The organism is Pararhodobacter aggregans (assembly GCF_003075525.1).
GTDB classification, from domain to species: domain Bacteria; phylum Pseudomonadota; class Alphaproteobacteria; order Rhodobacterales; family Rhodobacteraceae; genus Pararhodobacter; species Pararhodobacter aggregans.
Window position 1 is genome coordinate 330,354 of record NZ_QDDR01000001.1, and the last position, 19,524, is coordinate 349,877.

Sequence of the window (19,524 nt, forward strand, 5' to 3'; positions counted from 1 at the left end):
CCGGCAGGTGGGGTCAGGAAGGGGGCGCGGCACGGCGGGCGCGGCGGCGGGCGGCAAGGCCCGAGGCGAGCGAATAGACCAAGAGCGCGACGGTGCAGGCCAGCAGCGTGCCGCTGATCGGACGGGTGGCGAAGACGGTGAAATCGCCCCCGTTGAGCAGCATCGCCCGGCGGAAGTTTTCCTCGAACAGCGGACCCAGGACGAAGCCCAGCAGGATCGGCGCCGGCTCGAAACGGACGTTCTTCAGCAGATAGCCGAGGATGCCGAAGCCCAGCGTCAGCACCACATCCACCACGCTGGTGCGGTGCGAATAGACGCCGACGCAGATCATGATGATGATGACCGGATAGAGCTTGCGGTAGGGGATGCGCAGCAGCAGGACCCAGAGGCGGATCAGCGGGATGTTGATCAGCAGCAGGATCAGGTTGCCGATGAAGAAGCTGGCGATGACCCCCCAGAACAGCGTCGGCTGGTCGATCATCAGCCGCGGCCCCGGGATCACCCCGTTCAGGACCAGCGCGCCGATCATCAGCGCCATCACCGCATCCCCGGGCACGCCCAGCGTCAGCGTCGGGATGAAGCTGGTCTGCGCCGCCGCGTTGTTCGAGGATTCGGGCGCGGCGATGCCCGGCAGATGGCCGGTGCCGAACCTGCCCGGCGTGCGCGAGACGCGCTTTTCCACGGCATAGGCCATGAACGAGGCGATGGCGGCCCCGGTTCCGGGCAGGGCGCCGAAGAAGCTGCCGATCCCGGCGCCGCGCAGGATCGGGCCGGTGATCTCCCGGAACTCGGCGCGGGTCGGCAGGATGTCCCGCATCGAGACGGCGATTCTGGTCTGTCGCGGGGCCTCGGAATTGACCGAGCGGATGATCTCGCTGACGCCGAACAGGCCCATGGCCAGCGACACAAGGCTGATGCCTTCCGCCAGCTCCGGCATGCCGACGAAGCGGTAGAAGCCCGTGGTCGTGTCGGCGCCGACCAGGCCCAGCGCGATGCCGACCAGCACCATGGCCAGCGAGCGCAGTTGCGAGCCGGTGCCGATCAGCGAGGCCGCGATCAGCCCCAGCACCACCAGCATGGCGTATTCGGCGGCGCCGAAGCGCAGCGCGATCGAGGCCATGGGGATCGCTGCCGCCACCACCAGCGCCACGCCGATCATGCCGCCGATGAAGGACGAGAAGGCGGCGATGAACAGCGCAAGCCCCGCCCGGCCCTTCTGCGCCATCGGGTAGCCTTCGAGGCAGGTGACGACCGACGAGGGCGTGCCGGGCAGGTTCAGCAGGATCGAAGCGATCGAGCCGCCGTATTGCGAGCCGTAGTAGATGCCCGCCAGCAGGATGATCGACGAGGTGGCGTCGAGGTGAAAGGTGATCGGCAGCAACAGCGAGATGGCGGTGATCGCGCCGATCCCCGGCAGCACGCCGATCAGCTGGCCGATGACCACGCCCGCCAGCGCGTAGACTAGGACCGAGGGCTGCATGACCACGCCCAGGCCCATCATGAATTGCTCGAGCATGGTTTACCTCCAGAAGGCGCGGATCGGCAGTTCCAGAGCGACCAGGAACAGCGCCCAGCCGCCCAGCGCGGCCAGCACCGCGTAGATCAGGATCGGCAGCACCCGGTTGGTGCTGTCGCCGAATTTCGAGATGGCGACGGCGGCGAACATCGCGGGGACCAGACCCGCGGGCTGGATCAGCCCGGCGAAGGCGAGGATCGAGGCCGAGACGAAGATCAGCCCCCGCCAGTGCAGGCCGGGCATGGCCAGATCCGGCTGCGGCCGCAGGTCGGCGATCAGGATCGCCAGCCCCATCAGGCAAAGCGCAACGCCGGTCCAGACCGGGACAAAGCCCGGGCCCATGTCGTAAAGGCGCCCCATCGGATAGTCGCGGGCGATGACCAGCAGGGCCGCGCCCAGCGCCAGCACCAGCCCGCCGCCGAGGGCGCGCTGGACCAGGCCGGGGACGCTGCGGGGCATCGTCGGGATCGGGTCGGGATGTGACATGGGGTCTCCTTCCTTGCCGGATGGTCCGTCAGGCCTCGGTCAGCGCCGTCTGGCGGCTGTAGCGCAGGAATTGCTCCAGATGGCCGCGCAGGAAGGCCTCGGTCTGGGGATCGGTGATGCGCCCGGCCTCGACATCGAGCTTGGCGCGGGCCTGGGCGATCTGCACCTCGGGCTTGGCCATGATGCGCATGTCCTGCGAATGCAGCACGTGGCGCAGGCTCTCATGCACGCGGGCGCCGCCCAGAAGCCCGGGCGAGACGCTCCAGATCGCCACGGGTTTCCCCGCCAGCGGCACCGGCTGGGCGCGCGACACCCAGTCGATGGCGTTCTTCAGAGCGCCCGGCACGGACCAATTGTATTCGGGGGTGACGATCAGGATGGCGTCGCAGCGGGTGACGGCGGCCAGCAGCGCCGCGACGCTTTCGGGCAGGCCCCGATCCATCACGTCCTGGTCGAAAAGCGGCAGCGTGCCGGGATTGGGCAGCGTTTCGACGCTGAATCCCCCGGGCGCCAGCCCCGCCACGGCCCGGGCGGCGGCGCGCGACAGCGAGGCGCTGCGCAGCGATCCTTCCCAGATGCCGAGATGCCGTTTGCCTGTCACGAAGACCTCCCTGACTCGTCTTGCTGCGGTCGGGGGTAGCACACAGTTTCAGATAACTCAAATATTTTCGAAAATACGACGTTGATCGAAGGATCGACGAGTATATGCAAGAATTCTTTTTTTCTTCGAAAATCACGCTATGCTGGAAGTTGATCGCCAGCGCCGGCGGGTTCTTGGGCGTGACAGGGCCGGGTAACGGGTCGAAGCTAAAGGTGGTACGCATGACAATACGGTCCCTGCCCGCAACGGGGCGCGCGGTGGCAAAGACGGCGGCAGCGAAGGCCGAGGCCTCGACTGGCGGCCATGTCCTGACCCGGCTGCGCTCGGATATCGTCAGCAGCGAGTTCAAACCCTCGGCCCGGTTGAAATTCGCCGAACTGACCAAGCGCTACGATGTCGGCATCGGCACCCTGCGCGAGGCGCTGTCGCAGCTGGCCTCCGAAGGTTTCGTCACTGTCGAGGCGGGCAAGGGCTTCAAGGTTGCCCCCGTTTCGGCCGAGGAACTGGTCGAGATCACCGACCTTTTCATCAGCTTCGAGAAGCGGGCGATTCGCGAGGCCATCGCCGATGGCGACGAGGATTGGGAGGCCAATATCGTCGCCGTGCACCACCGGCTGAGCCTGATCGAGGGGCTGCCCTGGGCCGACCGGATGGAGCGGCATGCCGAATGGGTGCAGCGCCACCGCGAGTTCCACGAGGCGCTGGTTGCAGCCTGCCCGGGGCATTGGCTGCTCAGGCTCAGGACGATGATGTTCGACCAGCTCGACCGCTACCGTTTCGTCACCAAGAACGCCTCGGAAAGCCAGGGGCGCAAGAAGTTCGACGAGCACCGCGAGATCATGCTGGCCACCATCGCCCGCGACGGCGACAAGGCCGCCGAACTGATCGAGAAGCACATCCGCGACACCTCGGACCGGGCGCTGACCATCCTGGCCCGCAACGGCTGAGGCCCCCGGCGGCGCGGGCAAGAAGCGCCGGGCCGGAGCCTCGGGTCAGCCCCGCCCGACGCTCGGCGCCGTCACCGCCTCGACCGGAGCAAGGCCGGGATGGCGCGTCAGGTAGTCGGCAAGTCCGGGGTCCTCGGCGTAGCGCGGCTGCTCGTCCCGGATCGTGTAATCCCGCCCCAGCTCCTGACGCAACAGCATGAGAAGCCTATCCACATCGGCATTGAAGCGCTCGCAAAGGCCCTGTGACCACAGACTGGGATCGGTCGGGGAGAGCGGGTTCAGGTAGCCCGCATGCAGCGAGTCGAGGTGGTCGCGCAGGCACCGCGCCGCCACCGGGAGGGGCAGCCTGACCGGCGAGAGCAGCCGCCCGTCCAAGGCGAAGGTTCCGGCATCCAGCGGCCCGAGGCCAAGGCTCGACCGCGTCTCGTCGTCGCCCGCCCATAGGCAGCCGCCGGCGCCATAGTCGAAAAAGAATCTGAGAACGCCCCTGGTCATGCCGGAAGGCTACGCGGTCGATCCGGCGCAGGGAAGGAGGGTCACGCCTGCGTGGCGGGCCCTCCCTCGACAGGAAAGCCCCGCGGCCGAACGGCGCGGGGCTTGGTCTTTGTCAGGGGCGGCGCCTCAGTTGGCGGCGATGCCCGCCTCGCGGGTCAGCACTTCCATCTCGGCCAGGTCCCGCGCGACCAGATCGGCCAGCGCCGCCGGATCGCCGACCCGCGCCGTCGCCGCATTGGCGTCGAGCACTTCCTGCACCGCCGGGGTGGCGACGGCCTGGGCGAAGATGCCGGAGAGGGTGGTCACCACATCCTCGGGCGTGCCGGCCGGGGCGAAGACGGCGAACCAGAATTCCTTGTTCACCTGCGGGTAACCCAGTTCCCCCAGCGAGGGCACGTCGGGCAGGAAGGGCAGCCGTTCCGAGCCGGTCACCGCGATCACCCGCAGCGTCCCGTCATTGACGAAAGAGCGCGTCGGCCCATAGCCCGAGAACATGAAATCGACCCGCCCGGTCGAGGTTTCCAGCAGCGCGGGCCCGCCGCCCTGAAAGGGCACGGCAACCATGTTGGCGCCGGTGGCGAGGCGCAGCTGTTCGCCCAGCAATTGCCCGCCCGAGCCCAGGCCCTGCGTGGCAAAGCTCAAGCCGCCCGGCCGCCCGGCCGCCGCCGCCAGCAGATCGTCCAGCGTCTGGATCTCGCTGTCGCCCGGCACCACCAGCACATGCGGGAAGAGCATGATCTCGGTGACCGGCGCGAAATCGGCGACGGGGTCGTAGGTGATGTTCATCAGATAGGGGTTGATGGCATGGGTCGAGGCATTGCCGAAGAACAGCGTGTAGCCGTCGGCTTCGGCGTTCTTCACATACATCGCCGCGATCGAGCCACCGGCACCGGGGCGGTTCTCGACGATCAGCTGATGACCCATCTGCTGGCTGGCCTCGGCGGCGATGACGCGCATCACCTGATCGGTGCCGCCGCCGGGCGGGAAGGGCAGGACGATGGTCACGTCGCGCTCGGGAAAGGTATCGGCCGACGCGGGCAGGGCGAGCGGCGCCATCAGCGCGGTTGCCGCGATCAGGCTGCGGGTCAGGGTCGCAAATCGGGTCATGTCTCTCCTCCTCTGGTGCCCGGCGGGATGCCGGGGCTTGGGGCGGCGGCCCGGGGACCGCCGCCTGATTGTCAGGCGCCGGTGACGCGGGCGATCAGCGCGCCGCAATCCCCGGGCAAGGCGTCGCCGCGCCAGGCGACATGGCCGTCCGGGCGCACCAGCACCAGCGGCGCGCCGTAAAGCGTCTCGATGGCGGGATCCGTCAGCCAATGGCTGCGCAGGCTGAGGTTGCGGGCCCGGGCGGCGCGGGCCAGCGCCTCGCCCTCGGGCGGCTGGGCGCCCAGACGCAGCAGCACGAAGCCCTCGCCGAAAAGGTCGAGCGTCGACAGCCCCTCGCGCGCGCCGCCGCTGATCCAGGCATGCGGCGCACGGTGGCCCGGCCGGGCGCTGGGCTTGTACCAGCGCCAGTCGTCGCTGTCGGCCCCGGTCCCGTCGGGCGCGATGACCGGCGAGCCCTCGTAGCGGTAGCCAAGGTGTATGCCCAGCGTCTCCCATTCCGTTTCGGTCGCCTTGGTGATCGTCTCGCCGACCCGGGCGCGGGCGGCTTCGCCCTCGGGCGTTTCATCAAGGATGCCCTTGCAATCCTGCACCGATTTCAGCTGCGAATAATTCCGGGTCGAGGCGCTGGAATTGCGCTGGGCGATCGGCCGCCGCTCGACCTCGTAGCTGGCCAGCAGCGACGGCCCGCCCCAGCCCTGCAGCATCGCCGCCAGTTTCCAGCCGAGGTTCTCGACATCGCCCATGCCGGTGTTCATGCCCAGCCCGCCGGTCGGCGACATCGTGTGCGCGCTGTCGCCGCAGAGCCAGACGCGGCCCCTTCCGTAGCTGTCGGCGGTCAGTTCCGTCCGCCGCCACGGCAGGGCCGAGATCACCTCGAACAACATGTCGTCGGTCCCCAGCGCCTTGCGCACCCAGGCGTCGGCGGTGCGGATCACCTCGTCCACGCCGTCCTTGTTCGACGGCACGGTCAGGCGCCACAGCTCATGCCCGTCCATGGCCGAGATATTGCCCCACCAGCCATTCTCGCCGAGGAAATAATACCGCTCGGCATGGCCCATCTTGTGCTCGCCCCCCAGCGCGGCAGAGCGGAAAAAGACGGCGACGGAATGATCCAGCTCCTGCTTGCCGGTCATGCCGATGTCGAGCGCCCGGCGCACGCGGCTGCCCGCCCCGTCGCAACCGACCAGATAGGCGCCCGACAGCACCGCTTGCGCGCCATCCGGCCCGGTCACGGTGACCGAGACGCCCTCGTCCTGATCGGCGAACGCGTCGAGGCTGGTGTTCAGCCGCAGGTCGATCAGCGGTTCGGCCTCGACCCGGGCCTGAAGCATCGGGTTGAGGAAGATCTGCGAGCAGCGCCACTTGGTTTCCGGGCTCTCGGCGATCGGGGGCTCGTCCTGAAGCGAGGGATAGGCGATGCGGCCGAGGAAATGCTGGGCGATGGTGGTGCAATAGACCATCGACAGGCCGAAATCGCGCCGGAACTCGGTGTCGCGCACGTCATCCGCCAGCCCCATGCGGCGGAAGATCTCCATCGTGCGGATGCCGACCAGGCCCAGCTTCGGCGTCTCGACCCGGCCGTCGGTGCGCTCGATCAAGGTGCTGCGGATCCCCCGCCGCGCCAGGTCCAGCGCCAGCGTCATCCCGATGGGCCCCGCCCCGCAGATGATGACCTGTGTTTGGGTGCTGCTCGACATCCTGTTCTCCTCCCGGCCGTCGATGCCCGGCGCGGCGCGGACAGACCGGCCTGCACTGGGTAATTTTCGGCACAGTGATTACTTTCGAAACTTATGTCAATTGTTGAATAATCGGATCTTTGCGATTAGGGTGCCCGGCAACCGCCTTCCGCGCGCTCCTGTCGCACGGGGCGCAGGACACAGCACGGGAGGGTTGGGTGTCTGAACCGAAATTCGAGATCTTTCAGGGCAATCTGGTCATCGGCGGGGTCCTCTCGCTGATCGGGGCCGGGGCGCTCTGGACCGGGCTGGGCTATGGCATGGGCAGCATGATGCGCGTCGGCGCCGGGGCCTTTCCGGTCGTCGTGTCGGGGCTGATGCTGGCCTGCGGGCTGGCGGTGATGGCCGAATCGCTCTGGGGCAGGGGACGGGCGGCGGTCATCCCGCTGGGCGCGCTGCGGGCCGGGCTGGGCCTTGTCGCGGCCATCGCCACCTTTGCCCTGACCATTCAGAGCCTGGGTCTGCTGGCGGCGGTGGCGCTTTGCGTCTTCTTCGTCTCGCTGGCGGGCCAGAGCGTCAACTGGCGCCACACTCTGGCGCTGATGGTGGTGCTGCCGCTCGCCTCGTGGCTCATCTTCGCGCTGGGCCTCGGCCAGCAATTGCACGCATTCGGGTAGGATCATCATGCTGGACGGACTTCTCCTGGGCGTCGAGGTCGCGCTGTCGTGGCAGGGCCTGTTGATGTGCGCCATCGGCGTGACGCTGGGCACGGTCATCGGGGTGTTGCCGGGGATCGGGGTGCTGGCCTCGGTGTCGCTGCTGATGCCGATCACCTTCGGCTACCCGCCGGCCATCGGGCTCATCATGCTGTCGGGCGTGTTCTACGGCGCCGCCTATGGCGGCTCGACCACCTCGATCCTGATGAACCTGCCGGGAACCGCGAACACGGCCGTCACCTGTCTGGACGGTCATCCGATGGCGCAGCAGGGGCGGGCGGGGGTCGCGCTGTTCATCACCACCATCGCCTCGTTCATCGGCTCCATCGGCGGGGCCATCGTGCTGGCGGTGCTGTCGATGCCGCTGGCCAATCTGGCGCGCAACTTCGGCTCGCAGGAGTATCTGGCGGTCATGGTGCTGGGCCTGATGGCGGCCGCGGCCTTCGCCACCTACGGGCTGGCGCGGGCCATGGCGATGACGGCGCTGGGCATCCTGATCGGTCTGATCGGCATCGACCTCAACACCGGGCTCGAGCGCTATACCTTCGGCATGCCGTCCCTTTTCGACGGGGTGCCGATCGTGGCCATCGCCATCGGCCTGTTCGGCCTGCCCGAGGTTCTGGCCAATCTCTCGCGCCGGGATGAGGCCCCGCCGCCGGTCATCTCGGTCACGCTGCGCGAGATGCTGCCCACGCGCGAGGACATGCGCCGCTCGACCCCCTCGATGGTCCGGGGCGGGCTGGTCGGCTGCCTGTTCGGCATCCTGCCCGGTGCGGGGAGCCTGCTGGCCTCGTTCATGTCCTACGCGGTCGAGCGCAATTCCTCGAAAACCCCCGAGAAGTTCGGCACCGGCATGATCGAGGGGATCGCCGGCCCCGAGACGGCCAACAACGCCGCCATCCAGACCGCCTTCATCCCGACGCTGAGCCTGGGCGTGCCGGGCGATTCGACCATGGCCATCGTGCTGGTGGCGCTGATCTATCACGGCATCGACCCGGGGCCGAATTTCGTCACCCAGCACCCGAACATCTTCTGGGGCCTGATCGTCAGCTTCCTGATCGGCAACCTGATGCTGCTGGTGCTGAACCTGCCGTTCATCGGTCTGTGGGTGAAAATGCTGCGGATCCCCAATTCGATCCTCTATCCCGCCATCGTCGTCTTCAGCTGCATCGGCGTATACAGCGTCCGGCTGATGCCCAGCGACCTGTTCCTGATGGCTGGCTGCGCGGTGCTGGGCTACCTGATGCGCAGTTTCCGGCTGGATGCGCCGCCGCTGCTTCTGGGCTTCGTTCTGGGGCCGATGATGGAGGAGCATTTCCGCCGCACCCTGCTGATTTCGCGCGGCGATCCGGCCGCCTTCCTGTCGACCGGGCTGACCTGGGGGATCTACCTGCTGATGATCGCCATGGTCGGCTGGTCGCTGTGGCGCAACGCCCTGACCAGGCGGCGGGTGAAGGCACAGGCGGCGGGCTGATCCCGCCGCCAGAGGGGCAAAGCGAAACCCCCGCGCCGGAGTTCCGGCGCGGGGGTTTTTCGTGGGAAGCGCCTCAGTCGCGGGCCGAAAACGCCCAGTCGCCGGTCCCCAGTGCCGGGGCCGCCCGGTCCAGCGCCAGATCGCTGCGCGAAAAGCGCAGGGGCGAGCGCAGGCCCGCCAGCCCCTCGGGCGCGATCTTCAGGTCGCGGGCCAGGACCTGCGGCTCTTCCAGCGCCTCGGCCACCGTGTTGATCGGCCCGCCGGGGACGCCGTTGGCCTCCATCAACGCGATCAGCGCGGCCTTGGTGTGGCGGGTGGTCGCCTCGGCCAGCAGGGGGCACAGCGTCTGGCGATGCGCGACGCGGGCCGGGTTGGTGGCATAATCGGGGTTCCCCGGCAGGTCGGGCAGATCCAGCACCCGGCAGAAGGCCGCGAATTGCCGGTCATTGCCGCAGGCGACGATCACATGCCCGTCCGAGGCCGGAAACACCTGATAGGGCACGATATTCGGATGCGCATTGCCCAGCCGGGTGGGGGTCACCCCGCCCAGCAGGTAATTCGTTGCCTGATTGGCCAGCACCGCCACGCCGCAATCCAGCAAGGACAGGTCCAGATGCTGGCCCCGGCCGGACCGCGCCCGCTCGGTCAGCGCCGCCTGAATGCCGATCACCCCGTAAAGCCCGGTGAAGATGTCGATCCAGGCCACGCCCACCTTCTGCGGCTCGCCCGCGGGATCGCCGGTCAGGTCCATGATCCCGCTCATGCCCTGCACGAGGAAATCGTAGCCCGGTAGGGCGGCGCGGGGGCCGGTCTGGCCGAAGCCGGTGACCGAGGCATAGACGAGGCGCGGGTTCAGCACGCTCAGGCTCTCGTAATCGAGGCCGAACTTCCGCAGGCCCCCCAGCTTGAAATTCTCGACCAGCACATCGGCTTCGGCGATGAGGTCGCGCAGACGGGCCAGGTCGCCCTCGTTCTGGAAATCGCAGATGACCGAGGTCTTGCCCCGGTTCGCCGCGTGGAAATAGGCGGCGACCGTCTCGGTGCCGCCGCCGGGCAGCGGGCGCTCGATGAAAGGCGGGCCCCAGCGGCGGGTATCGTCGCCCTCGGGCGCCTCGATCTTGATGACCTCGGCGCCGAGGTCGGCCAGCGTCTGGCCGATCCAGGGCCCGGCGAGGATGCGCGCCAGTTCGACGACGCGCAGCCCCTTGAGGGGCGCAGCCGCCTCAGAGGTCATAGGGAACCGCCACGCCCAGCCTGCCCGCCAGCGCCGCCAGATTGGCGGCAGTGCCGGCGGCCAGCGGGATGCCCTCGGCCCTGCGTCGTGCTGCGGTCTGCGCGCCGCGCTCGCCCGGCAGCAGCACCGCGTCGGTGCCGGGGGCGGGGGGCAGGGCGTGGATCTGGTCGACCAGCAGCCGGACCGAAGCCAGGAAAACCTCGGTCGCGCCGAAGGCCGCCGGGTCGATGGCCAGCACCATGCCGTTGAACCCGCCCTTCTTCGTCCCCTCCAGCACCGGGCCGATCACCGGATTGCCCGCCAGTACGCTGGTCAGAAGCTCGATCATCAGCGACAGGCCCGAGCCCTTCGCCCCCGCCATCGGCAGAAGCGAGGTCACGGCGGCGGGGTCGGTCGTCTCGCGCCCCTCGGCATCGACGCCCCAGCCCCTGGGGATCGCCCGCCCGTTCTCCTTGGCGGCCATGATCTTGCCCAGGGCCACGGCGGCGGTGGACATGTCCAGCACCACCGGCTCGGCGCCCGGGACCGGCACGGCGATGGCGAGGGGGTTGGTGGACAAGGCCTCGCCCACCGCGCCATGATAGTTCATCAGGGGTTTCGAGGCCGTCATCGCCAGCCCCACCAGCCCCTGCCGGGCCAGCGCGCTGGTGAAATAGCCGACCGCGCCGGCATGGCTGATCCGTCGTACGGCGCACCAGCCCAACCCCTGCACGCGGGCCAGGTCGGCCGCCTTGGCGACGGCCGCGTTCATCCCCACCGCGCCCGGGCATTTGCCGCCATCGAGCAGGCAGACCGCGCCGCGCTCGCTCACCGTCTCGATGCTGCCGCCCGACAGCATGACGCCCGTCTCGATCATCTCCAGATACCGCGGGATGCGCAGCACCCCGTGGCTGTCGACGCCGCGCAGGTTGGCCCAGACCAGCAGCTCGGCGGTCTGGGTGGCATCGGCATTGGTGAACCCGCCCGCGCAGAGCAGGTCATGGGCGAAACGGCGCAGGACGGCGGCGTCGATCTGGGGCATCTGTCGGTCTTTCCAGCGTCAGGCCGAGAGGGGCGTCGGGAAGAACTTGTCCAGCCAGCCCTTCATCATCGCCTTGGTGCGCGGCGCATCCTGGGGCGAGAGCGGGAAATGCGCCATCGTGTCGACCAGCATCAACTCCTTGGGATGGCCCGCCTTTTCCCACAGCCGCACCGATTCAATCGTCGGCGTGATCGTGTCATTGGCGGTGTGGAACAACAGCAGCGGCCGCGGTGCGATGTTCGCCACCACATCGTCGGCACGGAAATTGCGCATCGACCAGGCGGTTTCGGTGGGGATCTCCATGATGGCCTTGGGCGAGAGGTTGGCACGCAGCGCGGGCGGTATCGGCACGGCGTCGAAGCGCGACATCCAGGCGCTTTCGCCGGTCTCCTGCTTGTGCTTGCGGCCCTCGTCCAGGATCGTCACGAACTTGGTCCAGCTTTCCTCGGTCGGGTGCTGGCCGCGGAACTTGCGCTCGCCATCGCCCCAGCCGCAGGAGGACAGGCAGCAGGCGACGCGTTCGTCGACCCCGGCGGTATAGACCGAGACGGCGGCACCGAAGCTGTGGCCGGTGATGCCGATGCGCTTGGCATCGACCTCGGGGCGCCTGGCCAGCCAGGTCAGCGCGTTCTTGGCGTCGGCCACCTGATCCATGCAGCGGACCTGCGCCCGCTCGCCTTCTGATTCACCGCAGCAGCGGAAATCGAAGCGCAGCGCGACATAGCCGAACTCCTCCATCATCTCGGCCTGGATCTGGGCATGGCTCTCGTCCTTGGAGCCGACGAAACCATGGCAGACGATGAAGGCGGGCAGCGGCGTGCCGTCATAGCCATCGGGGATATGCACGACGCCCGAGAGTTTCAGCCCGTCGGAGTCGAAGGTGATCTTTTCCTGCATTGTCAGGCTCCTTGTTCCGGTTCAGGCCAGCGCCATGAAGGGGAAGAAATGCTCGCGCCATTCGAGGGGCGCGGGCGTGCCCCAGACGTTCATCACCCGCACATTGCCGGGCCGTTCGAGGTTGGTGATGATGTTGGCTTCGAAATGCGCGTCATCGGCCACCGTCGACATGGGGCCCGCGCATTCGACCATCGCGCCCGAGCTGTCGAGGTAATAGGCATAGGTGTTGTCGCCCGGCCGGTGGCGGCCCGGGCCCCAGATGAACTGCCGGTCGTAATCGTCCAGCAGGTCGCCCAGACGGCAGTACATGTTGAATTCGGGGAATTCGAACGAGTAATGGTGCAGCCCGGCGGCATGGCTTTTGACGATGCCGAGGATGTGGTGCTGGCGGTTGCCGCCATAGAGCCAGGTGAGCGAGTCGTTCACCATCTTTTCCGACATGCCCAGATCGCCGATCGCCTTGAGCTGGCGCACGGTGGCCTGCGGATCGGGGCTGAGCAGGTTCATGTGGTCCAGCCGCCGCGGTGCCACGCCGGGCGTCGCCTGACGCGGGTTGTGGATGTCGTTGCGGATCGGCGTGTGGATCTCGAATTGCAGGCCCTCGGGCGTGGCGAAGGTGACGCCCGCGTCCATGCAATCGAGGCTCGGCTCGCGCGCGGTGATGCGGCAGCCCGCGCCCTCGACCCGGGCGGCGGCAGCCTCGACATCGGCGGCGGTCAGTGCTTCCAGCCCGATGGTGTGGGTCGAGTTCTCGGTAGCCTCGACCAGCACCAGTTCGGCCTTGCGCCCGTTCGAGCTGAGCCAGACCTGACCCTGGCCCTCATGCGTCACGCGCAGGCCGAGGATCTCGGTCGAGTCGCGCACCACATCGGCGATGCAGCTGGTGTTGAGCTTCACATGCCCCACGGCGTGGACGATCTGGGCCATAGGCCGCCTCCCTCAATGCGAACGATTCCGGTATCGCGGTTGTAGAGAGGAATTTTGAAAGACGCAAGAAGTTTCGAAAATCTGATGTATTCCGAAAAACGCCGGATCAGCGGGGCTCGGCCCCGTCCTGCACCACCCGGTTGCGCAACAGGCCGAGGCCCGGCACCTCGACCTCGACCAGATCGCCGGGGGCCAGGAATTCCGGCGGTTTGCGGGTGGCGCCGAAGCCCGAGGGCGTGCCGGTGACGATCACGTCACCGGGGGCCAGCGGAGTGAAGCTGGACATGTAGGCGATCAGCCAGGCCGGATCGAAGATCATGGTCGACAGCGCCACCTGCTGCTTGACCACGCCGTTGACCCGGGTCCGAAGCACCAGCGCCGACAGATCCGGCACCGAGTCGCGGCTGACCATCCAGGGGCCGAAGGCGCCGCTTTCCCAGAAGTTCTTGCCGGGCGTGAACTGGGTCGAGTGCTTCTGCCAGTCCCGCACCGAGCCGTCGTTGAACAGCGCGTATCCGGCAATATGGCTTTGGGCACGCTCGCGCGGGATCCGGTGGCCGGGCTTGCCGATGATGAGCGCCACCTCGCCCTCGTAGTCGAACCTCTCGGACGCCGCGGGTTTCCGCAGCGGCTGATCGTGGCCGGTCAGCGATTCGGCGAAGCGGGTGAAGACCAGCGGATAGGCAGGCGCCTCCTTTCCGGCCTCGTGGAAATTCGTCGCGACGCAGAGCACCTTGCCCGGATCCGGCACCGGCGGCAGATAGGTCAGCCCCGCCAGCGGCAGCACCGGCGCCGCGGACAGATCGGGGCGGAACCCTTCGGCGAGGCGGGGCAGCAGCGCTTTCAGGGTGGGCGGCAGGCCGGGCAGGGTATCCAGCCGGTGCAGGCTTTCCCCCTGAACGACGCCATAGATCACCTGCGCACCAAGGCGGAAACTGGCGTAGTTCATCGGGGGCGTCCTTCCGGCGGAAATTTGAAATCGTCTCAGATTATCGGCATATAGCAAATTTTCGAAACTATGCCAGAGCGGGAAAATCCTCTTGCGACCCGGCAAATGAAAAACGGGCCCGCGAGGGGCCCGTTTCCTGTCCGGTGGCAGGCGGTCTCAGCTCTCGCCCCAGATCGCCTGCGCGGTGCTGACCACCAGCTCCAGCTTGCGCTTCTCGTATTCCACCGTGATCGCGTTGCCGTGCTCGGTCGAGGCGAAACCGCATTGCGGGGCGATGCCCAGCTGGTCGAGATCGACGTATTTCGACGCCTCGTCGAATTTCGCCTTCAGCCAGTCTGGGCTTTCCAGCGTGCCGGTCTTGGTGGTGATGAACCCGGCCATGACCCGCTTGTGGCCCTTGGGCAGCAGCTTCAGCGGCTCCAGCCCGCCCGCGCGCTCGGTGTCGTATTCCATGAAATAGACATCGACCGAGGTGCGGTTGAAGATCGCATCGGCGGCAAGGTCATAGCCCCCCTCGGCCACATGCGACGAGCGGAAATTGCCGCGGCACATGTGCATGCCGATCACCATATCCTCGGGCCGGTCCTTGATCGCCTCTTCCAGCATCCAGGCATAGGTATCGACCAGCTTGTCGGGGTCCTGGCCCTTGGCGCGGCGCATCTCGCGCTGTTTGGGATCCGAGAGATAGGCGAAGAAGATGTCGTCCAGTTGCAGATAGCGGCAGCCCGCATCGTAGAAGGCCTGCACGGCTTTCTTGTAGGTCTTGGCGATGTCCTGAACCATCAGGTCCGGGTCACGGTAGGGGGCGTGGTCGATATTCTCGGGCTCCATGCGGAAATGGCAGGCCGAGGGGCCGGGGATCGAGATTTTGGCCACGCCATCCTCCGGGCTGACCAGCCCCTGCAGATAGGTGAAATGGCGCAGCATCGGGTGGTCGGCCGGGAAATCCAGCGGCCCGGTCAGATGCGGCTCGATGGGCGGCGTCTTGTGCTCGGTCTTGAAATCCAGCGATTTGGTCGCGGCTTTCATGTCGAGCCCGGTCAGCATGCCCATGAAATCGTAATGCCAGAAGGCCCGGCGCGCCTCGCCATCGGTAAAGACCTTGAGGCCGGTCGCCCGTTGCAGATCGACCAGCTCGCGGATGCCCGCATCCTCGATGGCGGTCAGTTCATCGGCCGGGACAGGGGCGTTGCGCGCGGCCTGGATCGCGGCCGGGCGCAGCAGCGAGCCGACATGGTCCGCGCGATGCGGCGCGCGGCGTTTGGGGGTGTTGGTGTCGATCATGATCGTGCCTTTCGGAGGGCCCGCAGGGGCGGGCCCGGGATGGCGGCAAAATCATGCAGCCGAGTTGCCAGGTCAACATGAGGGACGCCGCATAATTCTCATGACGATCATGAGGGTGACGCCATGTTCGCCGCCCTCAGCAGCGCCAGGAAATTCTCGGCGGCGCGGCTGCGGTGGCGCGGGCGGTGGCTGAGGGCGGTGAAGCGGCGGGCGGGGAAGGGGGCAGGCCCCTCGAAGACCCGGCCCCGCTCGCAATGCGGCGCGGCGGCCAGATCCGACAGCACGCTGGCCCCGCGCCCGGTCTCGATGGCGGCGACGCAGGCCTCGTTCGACGGCAGTTCCAGCATCGGCGCCACCGGCCCGATGCCCAGCGCCGCCAGCGCCTCGTCCACCGTGGCGCGGGTGCCGGACCCCGGCTCGCGCAGCACCCAATCCGCGCCCGCCAGATCGTCCGGCCCCAGCCGCTGGCGCCCGCGCCAGGGATGGTCCCGGCCCACCAGCAACACCAACCGGTCGCCGCCGATGGTCTCGACCGCCAGATCCGAGCCTTCGACGCGCCCCTCGACCAGCCCCAGATCGGTCTCTCCCGCCCGCACCGCGGCCAGGACCGAGGCGGTATTGCCCTGCCTGAAATCCAGCGCGACGCGGGGGTGGCGGGTCTGGAAGGCGATCAGATGCCGGGGCAGGAAATAGCTGGCGACGGTCTGGCTGGCCTGAAGGCGCAGGGTGCCGACCTCGCCGCCGCGCAGATCCGCGAGCCAGGCCTCGGCCTCGCGCGCCCGGGCCAACAGCGCCTCGGCCCGGGGTAGGAACAGCCGCCCCGCCTCGTTCAGCGCGATCCCCCGGCCGACCCGGTCGAAAAGCGCGACGCCATGCTGCGCCTCCAGCGCCTGCACCGAGGCGCTGACCGCCGATTGCGTCAGGTTCAGCACCTCGGCGGCGCGGGTGACGTGCTGAAGCCGGGCCACGGCCAGGAAGATGCGGAGCTGTTCCAGGGTCATTGATCGGAATCCAAGATCATTTCATCCAGAATAATCAGTTGGAGTGCTGGGACACAAGCCACTAGAGCCCAAGGCAGCGATGAAGGAGAGCCCATGTCCACCCTTGCCCCCCATGTCCGCAGCACGCTGGGTGATCTGGTGCCGGGTCTCCTGCTGGTGGGCATCGTCACGGCGGCCGCCTTTCAGGCCAGCGCGTTGCCGGGTCTGTCGGGGCTGAGCCCGGTCATTCTGGCGATCCTGCTGGGCATGGCCTTTGCCAATCTGGTCGGGGTGTCCGAATCCTGCCGCCCCGGGATCGCCTTCGCCGGGCGGCGGGTGATGCGGGCGGCGGTGGCGCTCTTGGGGGCGCAGATCACCCTGGCCGACCTGATGGCGTTCGGCTGGCAGGGGCTGGTGGCTGTACTGGCCGCCGTCGCGGTGACGCTGCCGGTCAGCCATGGGATCGGCCGCAGGCTGGGCGTGGCGCCGGACCTGTCGATCCTCATCGCCACCGGCAGCGCGGTCTGCGGCGCCTCGGCCATCGCCGGGGCCAATTCGGTGATCCGGGCGCGGGAGGATCACGTCAGCTATGCCGTCGCCGTCATCACGCTCTGGGGCACGATCGGGCTGTTCGCCGTGCCGTTGCTGGGCGATCTGATCGGCCTCAGCCCGGTGCAGACCGGGATCTGGGCGGGCCTCTCGCTGCACGAGGTGGCGCAGGCGGTCGGCGCCGGATTCGCGGGGGGCGAGGCCTCGGGCCAGGCGGCGGTGGCGATGAAACTCGGCCGGGTGCTGCTGCTGGCGGGGGTGGTCTTCGCTCTGGGCCGGTTCTGGCACCGGCAACCCGCCCCGGGCGAGGGCAAGCCCCGCGCCGTGCCGGAATTCCTGCTGGTTTTCCTGGGCCTCGCCGCGCTGAATTCCGCGGGCTTCCTGCCCGGCGCGCTGCGCGACCTCGCGGCGCTGGCCACGCCCCTGATGCTGGCCGCCTCGCTGGCCGCGCTGGGCATGGGGACGCGCTTTGCCAGCCTGCGGGCGCTGGGCGCCGCGCCCCTCTGGCAGGGGGCGGCCACCTATGCGGTGATCGCCGGGCTGGGGCTGGGGGCGGCGCTGGTCCTCGGCTGAGCCGGGCTCAGAACTCGACGTCCAGTTCGGTGATCTCGTCGGGTTCGGCTAGCGCGCCCTCGGTCCATTCGACCATCAGATCCCAGGCCAGCACCGCCTCGACATAGGCCTGAAGCACCGGGTCCAGATCGACCGAATAGGTGCGGAAGCGGGTGCAGACCGGGGCATACATCGCATCGGCCACGCTGGGCGTCGGCCCGAACAGGAAGGGCCCGGGCGAGGTCAGCAGGCATTGATGCCAGATCTCCTTGACCCGCTCGATATCCGGCCGCGCGCCCGAGAAGATCTTGAACGCCTTGTGCCGGGCCTTCAGGTTCATCGGCAGGGCCGAGCGCAGGTTGTAGAACCCCGAATGCATCTCGCCCGAGATCGAGCGGCAGAGCGCCCGCTGGGTCACGTCGCGGGGGTAGAGCCCGGCCTCGGGGAAGGTCTCGTGCAGGTATTCGGCGATGGCCAGCGTGTCCCAGACGGCGATGGTCCCGCGTTCCAGCCGCGGCACCCGGACCGAGGGCGAGAGCAGCAGCAGCTCCTGCCGGTTGGCGGCGCTGTCGGGGTCGACCTGCGCCTCGTCAAAGGCGATTCCGGCCATCTTGCACAATAACCAGCCGCGCAGAGACCAGGACGAGTAATTCTTTGATGAAATCGTAAGCGTTGCGCGTGGCATGATCGCCTCCTGATGCCGCAATGCAGCGAAGCACACGATTTGTGTCGCATGGGTCCTGGCGCGTGGCTAGTCTTTTCCCAGGATCAGGAGGGCGGAACGCCGTGCTTTATGCAGCTTATCAGGGGGCTGATGATTTCTTCGCCCCTTTGAGAACCTGGGCCCAGCTTGGACTGGCGCTCACCCCGAAACTCTCCGGTCCCTTCGCCGATCTGCTGCGCCACACCGCGGCAGGGCTGGAGATGGTCTCGCGCTACCAGCTGACGCATGCGCGGCCCGATTGGGGCATCACCTCGGTCCGGGTCGGCAACCGCGACGTGCCGGTGACCGAGGAGGTGGCGCTGGACCTGCCCTTCGGCCAGTTGCTGCACTTCAGGCGCGACATCGACACGCCGCAGCCCAAGGTCCTGCTGACCGCGCCGCTGTCGGGGCATTTCGCGACCTTGCTGGCGCAGACGGTGCAGGTGCTGCTGCGCGACCACGATGTCTATGTCACCGACTGGAAGAACGCCCGCGACGTGCCGCGCTCGGCCGGCGAATTCGGGGTCGAGGATTACATCGGCTATGTCATCCGCTTCATGGAGGAGCTGGGGCCGGGCAGCCATGTCGTCGCCGTCTGTCAGCCCTGCGTGCAGACGCTGGCCGCCGTCGCCGTCATGTCGGCCGACAGGAACCCGGCGACGCCGCTGAGCATGACCCTGATGGCCGGGCCGGTCGATGTGCGCGAAAGCCCGACGGCGGTGAACGCTCTGGCGATGGAAAAGCCGCTGTCGTGGTTTCAGAAGAACGTCATCGCCACGGTGCCCGGGCGGTTCGCGGGCGGCGGGCGCAAGGTCTATCCGGGCTTCGTGCAGCTGACCGCCTTCATGACCATGAACATGGAGCGTCACCTCGCCACCCACCGCAAGCTCTACGACCATCTGGCGGCGGGCGAACACGAGGAAGCGCGCAGGATCAAGGAATTCTACGACGAGTATTTCGCCGTCCTCGACCTGACCGAGGAATTCTACATCGAGACCATCGACCGGGTCTTCCAGCGCGCGGAACTGGCCACGGGCGATTTCACCTATCGCGGCAAGCCGGTCGACCCGGGGACGATTCGCAACACCCTGTTGCTGACGGTCGAGGGCGGGCGGGACGACATCTGCGGGCTGGGCCAGACCAGCGCCGCGCATGACCTCTGTTCCTCGCTCCGCCCGCATCTGAAGCGCCATCATCTGCAGGCCAATGTCGGCCATTACGGCGTTTTCGCCGGGCGCCGCTGGGAGAACGAGATCTATCCCGTGGTGCGCAACGCCATCCTTGCCATGCACTGACCGCCGCCTTGCCGGGGCAGGGCCGTGGCGCAGGATATGAGTTGACATAACAACTCGCTTGCGTCACAACGGGCGTGTTGACATGACAACCGATTGTCCGTCCAATCCCGCCGAG

19 protein-coding genes are annotated in these 19,524 nt (G+C 67.9%); 5 read left to right on the forward strand and 14 right to left on the reverse strand.

Annotated features, from left to right (window positions below; translation table 11 throughout):
- Positions 1 to 13: 13 nt before the first annotated feature.
- From DDE23_RS01660 to DDE23_RS01670, 3 genes are read right to left on the reverse strand one after another with little or no spacing between them, the layout of a single operon-like run.
- Complete coding sequence (locus DDE23_RS01660) at positions 14 to 1,516, reverse strand: tripartite tricarboxylate transporter permease (RefSeq protein ID WP_107749641.1); 1,503 nt, start codon at positions 1,514 to 1,516, stop codon at positions 14 to 16.
- Positions 1,517 to 1,519: 3 nt separating this feature from the next.
- Complete coding sequence (locus tag DDE23_RS01665) at positions 1,520 to 2,002, reverse strand: tripartite tricarboxylate transporter TctB family protein (protein ID WP_107749642.1); 483 nt, start codon at positions 2,000 to 2,002, stop codon at positions 1,520 to 1,522.
- Between the two features lie 28 nt (positions 2,003 to 2,030).
- Positions 2,031 to 2,603 carry an NADPH-dependent FMN reductase gene (locus tag DDE23_RS01670; protein WP_157957951.1) on the reverse strand — a complete coding sequence of 191 codons (573 nt, stop codon included), beginning with the start codon at positions 2,601 to 2,603 and terminating at the stop codon, positions 2,031 to 2,033.
- 221 nt (positions 2,604 to 2,824) lie between these two features.
- Here DDE23_RS01670 and DDE23_RS01675 point away from each other — a divergent pair, with 221 nt between their 5' ends.
- Positions 2,825 to 3,550 carry an FCD domain-containing protein gene (locus tag DDE23_RS01675; protein WP_170121765.1) on the forward strand — a complete coding sequence of 242 codons (726 nt, stop codon included), beginning with the start codon at positions 2,825 to 2,827 and terminating at the stop codon, positions 3,548 to 3,550.
- Positions 3,551 to 3,595: 45 nt separating this feature from the next.
- Here DDE23_RS01675 and DDE23_RS01680 read toward each other — a convergent pair whose 3' ends face one another.
- From DDE23_RS01680 to DDE23_RS01690, 3 genes are all read right to left on the reverse strand, one after another.
- Positions 3,596 to 4,045: a hypothetical protein gene (locus DDE23_RS01680; RefSeq protein ID WP_107749645.1), complete on the reverse strand. Its 450-nt coding sequence runs from the start codon at positions 4,043 to 4,045 to the stop codon at positions 3,596 to 3,598.
- Positions 4,046 to 4,171: 126 nt separating this feature from the next.
- A complete protein-coding gene (locus DDE23_RS01685; protein WP_107749646.1) occupies positions 4,172 to 5,152 on the reverse strand; it encodes a Bug family tripartite tricarboxylate transporter substrate binding protein in 981 nt (326 codons plus the stop codon).
- A gap of 71 nt (positions 5,153 to 5,223) precedes the next feature.
- Positions 5,224 to 6,849 carry an FAD-dependent monooxygenase gene (locus DDE23_RS01690; RefSeq protein ID WP_107749647.1) on the reverse strand — a complete coding sequence of 542 codons (1,626 nt, stop codon included), beginning with the start codon at positions 6,847 to 6,849 and terminating at the stop codon, positions 5,224 to 5,226.
- A gap of 197 nt (positions 6,850 to 7,046) precedes the next feature.
- Here DDE23_RS01690 and DDE23_RS01695 point away from each other — a divergent pair, with 197 nt between their 5' ends.
- Together DDE23_RS01695 and DDE23_RS01700 are read left to right on the forward strand one after the other, a co-directional pair.
- Positions 7,047 to 7,505 (forward strand): tripartite tricarboxylate transporter TctB family protein, encoded by a 459-nt coding sequence (locus DDE23_RS01695; protein ID WP_157957952.1) that lies wholly within the window; start codon positions 7,047 to 7,049, stop codon positions 7,503 to 7,505.
- A gap of 7 nt (positions 7,506 to 7,512) precedes the next feature.
- A complete protein-coding gene (locus DDE23_RS01700; protein ID WP_192883704.1) occupies positions 7,513 to 9,018 on the forward strand; it encodes a tripartite tricarboxylate transporter permease in 1,506 nt (501 codons plus the stop codon).
- A gap of 73 nt (positions 9,019 to 9,091) precedes the next feature.
- Here DDE23_RS01700 and DDE23_RS01705 read toward each other — a convergent pair whose 3' ends face one another.
- From DDE23_RS01705 to DDE23_RS01735, 7 genes are all read right to left on the reverse strand, one after another.
- Positions 9,092 to 10,252 (reverse strand): CaiB/BaiF CoA transferase family protein, encoded by a 1,161-nt coding sequence (locus DDE23_RS01705; protein ID WP_107749650.1) that lies wholly within the window; start codon positions 10,250 to 10,252, stop codon positions 9,092 to 9,094.
- Complete coding sequence (locus tag DDE23_RS01710) at positions 10,242 to 11,273, reverse strand: Ldh family oxidoreductase (protein WP_107749651.1); 1,032 nt, start codon at positions 11,271 to 11,273, stop codon at positions 10,242 to 10,244. Before DDE23_RS01710 ends, DDE23_RS01705 begins: the two co-directional genes overlap by 11 nt.
- 18 nt (positions 11,274 to 11,291) lie before the next feature.
- A complete protein-coding gene (locus tag DDE23_RS01715) occupies positions 11,292 to 12,170 on the reverse strand; it encodes an alpha/beta hydrolase (protein ID WP_107749652.1) in 879 nt (292 codons plus the stop codon).
- 21 nt (positions 12,171 to 12,191) lie between these two features.
- Positions 12,192 to 13,097, reverse strand: a complete 906-nt coding sequence (locus DDE23_RS01720; RefSeq protein WP_107749653.1) for a VOC family protein — start codon at positions 13,095 to 13,097, stop codon at positions 12,192 to 12,194.
- A gap of 106 nt (positions 13,098 to 13,203) precedes the next feature.
- Complete coding sequence (locus DDE23_RS01725; RefSeq protein WP_107749654.1) at positions 13,204 to 14,046, reverse strand: fumarylacetoacetate hydrolase family protein; 843 nt, start codon at positions 14,044 to 14,046, stop codon at positions 13,204 to 13,206.
- Positions 14,047 to 14,202: 156 nt separating this feature from the next.
- Positions 14,203 to 15,330 carry a 5-methyltetrahydropteroyltriglutamate--homocysteine S-methyltransferase gene (locus DDE23_RS01730; RefSeq protein WP_107749655.1) on the reverse strand — a complete coding sequence of 376 codons (1,128 nt, stop codon included), beginning with the start codon at positions 15,328 to 15,330 and terminating at the stop codon, positions 14,203 to 14,205.
- Between the two features lie 107 nt (positions 15,331 to 15,437).
- On the reverse strand, positions 15,438 to 16,331 hold the full coding sequence (locus DDE23_RS01735; protein WP_107749656.1) for a LysR family transcriptional regulator: 894 nt from the start codon (positions 16,329 to 16,331) through the stop codon (positions 15,438 to 15,440).
- Between the two features lie 93 nt (positions 16,332 to 16,424).
- Between DDE23_RS01735 and DDE23_RS01740 the strand changes: the two genes are divergently transcribed.
- Positions 16,425 to 17,432 (forward strand): YeiH family protein, encoded by a 1,008-nt coding sequence (locus DDE23_RS01740; protein WP_107749657.1) that lies wholly within the window; start codon positions 16,425 to 16,427, stop codon positions 17,430 to 17,432.
- Positions 17,433 to 17,439: 7 nt separating this feature from the next.
- Here the strand turns inward: DDE23_RS01740 and DDE23_RS01745 are convergent, their stop codons facing one another.
- Positions 17,440 to 18,096 carry a glutathione S-transferase family protein gene (locus tag DDE23_RS01745; protein WP_107749658.1) on the reverse strand — a complete coding sequence of 219 codons (657 nt, stop codon included), beginning with the start codon at positions 18,094 to 18,096 and terminating at the stop codon, positions 17,440 to 17,442.
- A 101-nt stretch (positions 18,097 to 18,197) separates the two neighbouring features.
- On the opposite strand from DDE23_RS01745, the gene DDE23_RS01750 reads away from it, so the two are divergent.
- Positions 18,198 to 19,409, forward strand: coding sequence for a polyhydroxyalkanoate depolymerase (locus DDE23_RS01750; RefSeq protein WP_192883705.1), 1,212 nt, complete (start codon positions 18,198 to 18,200; stop codon positions 19,407 to 19,409).
- Positions 19,410 to 19,524 lie beyond the last annotated feature (115 nt).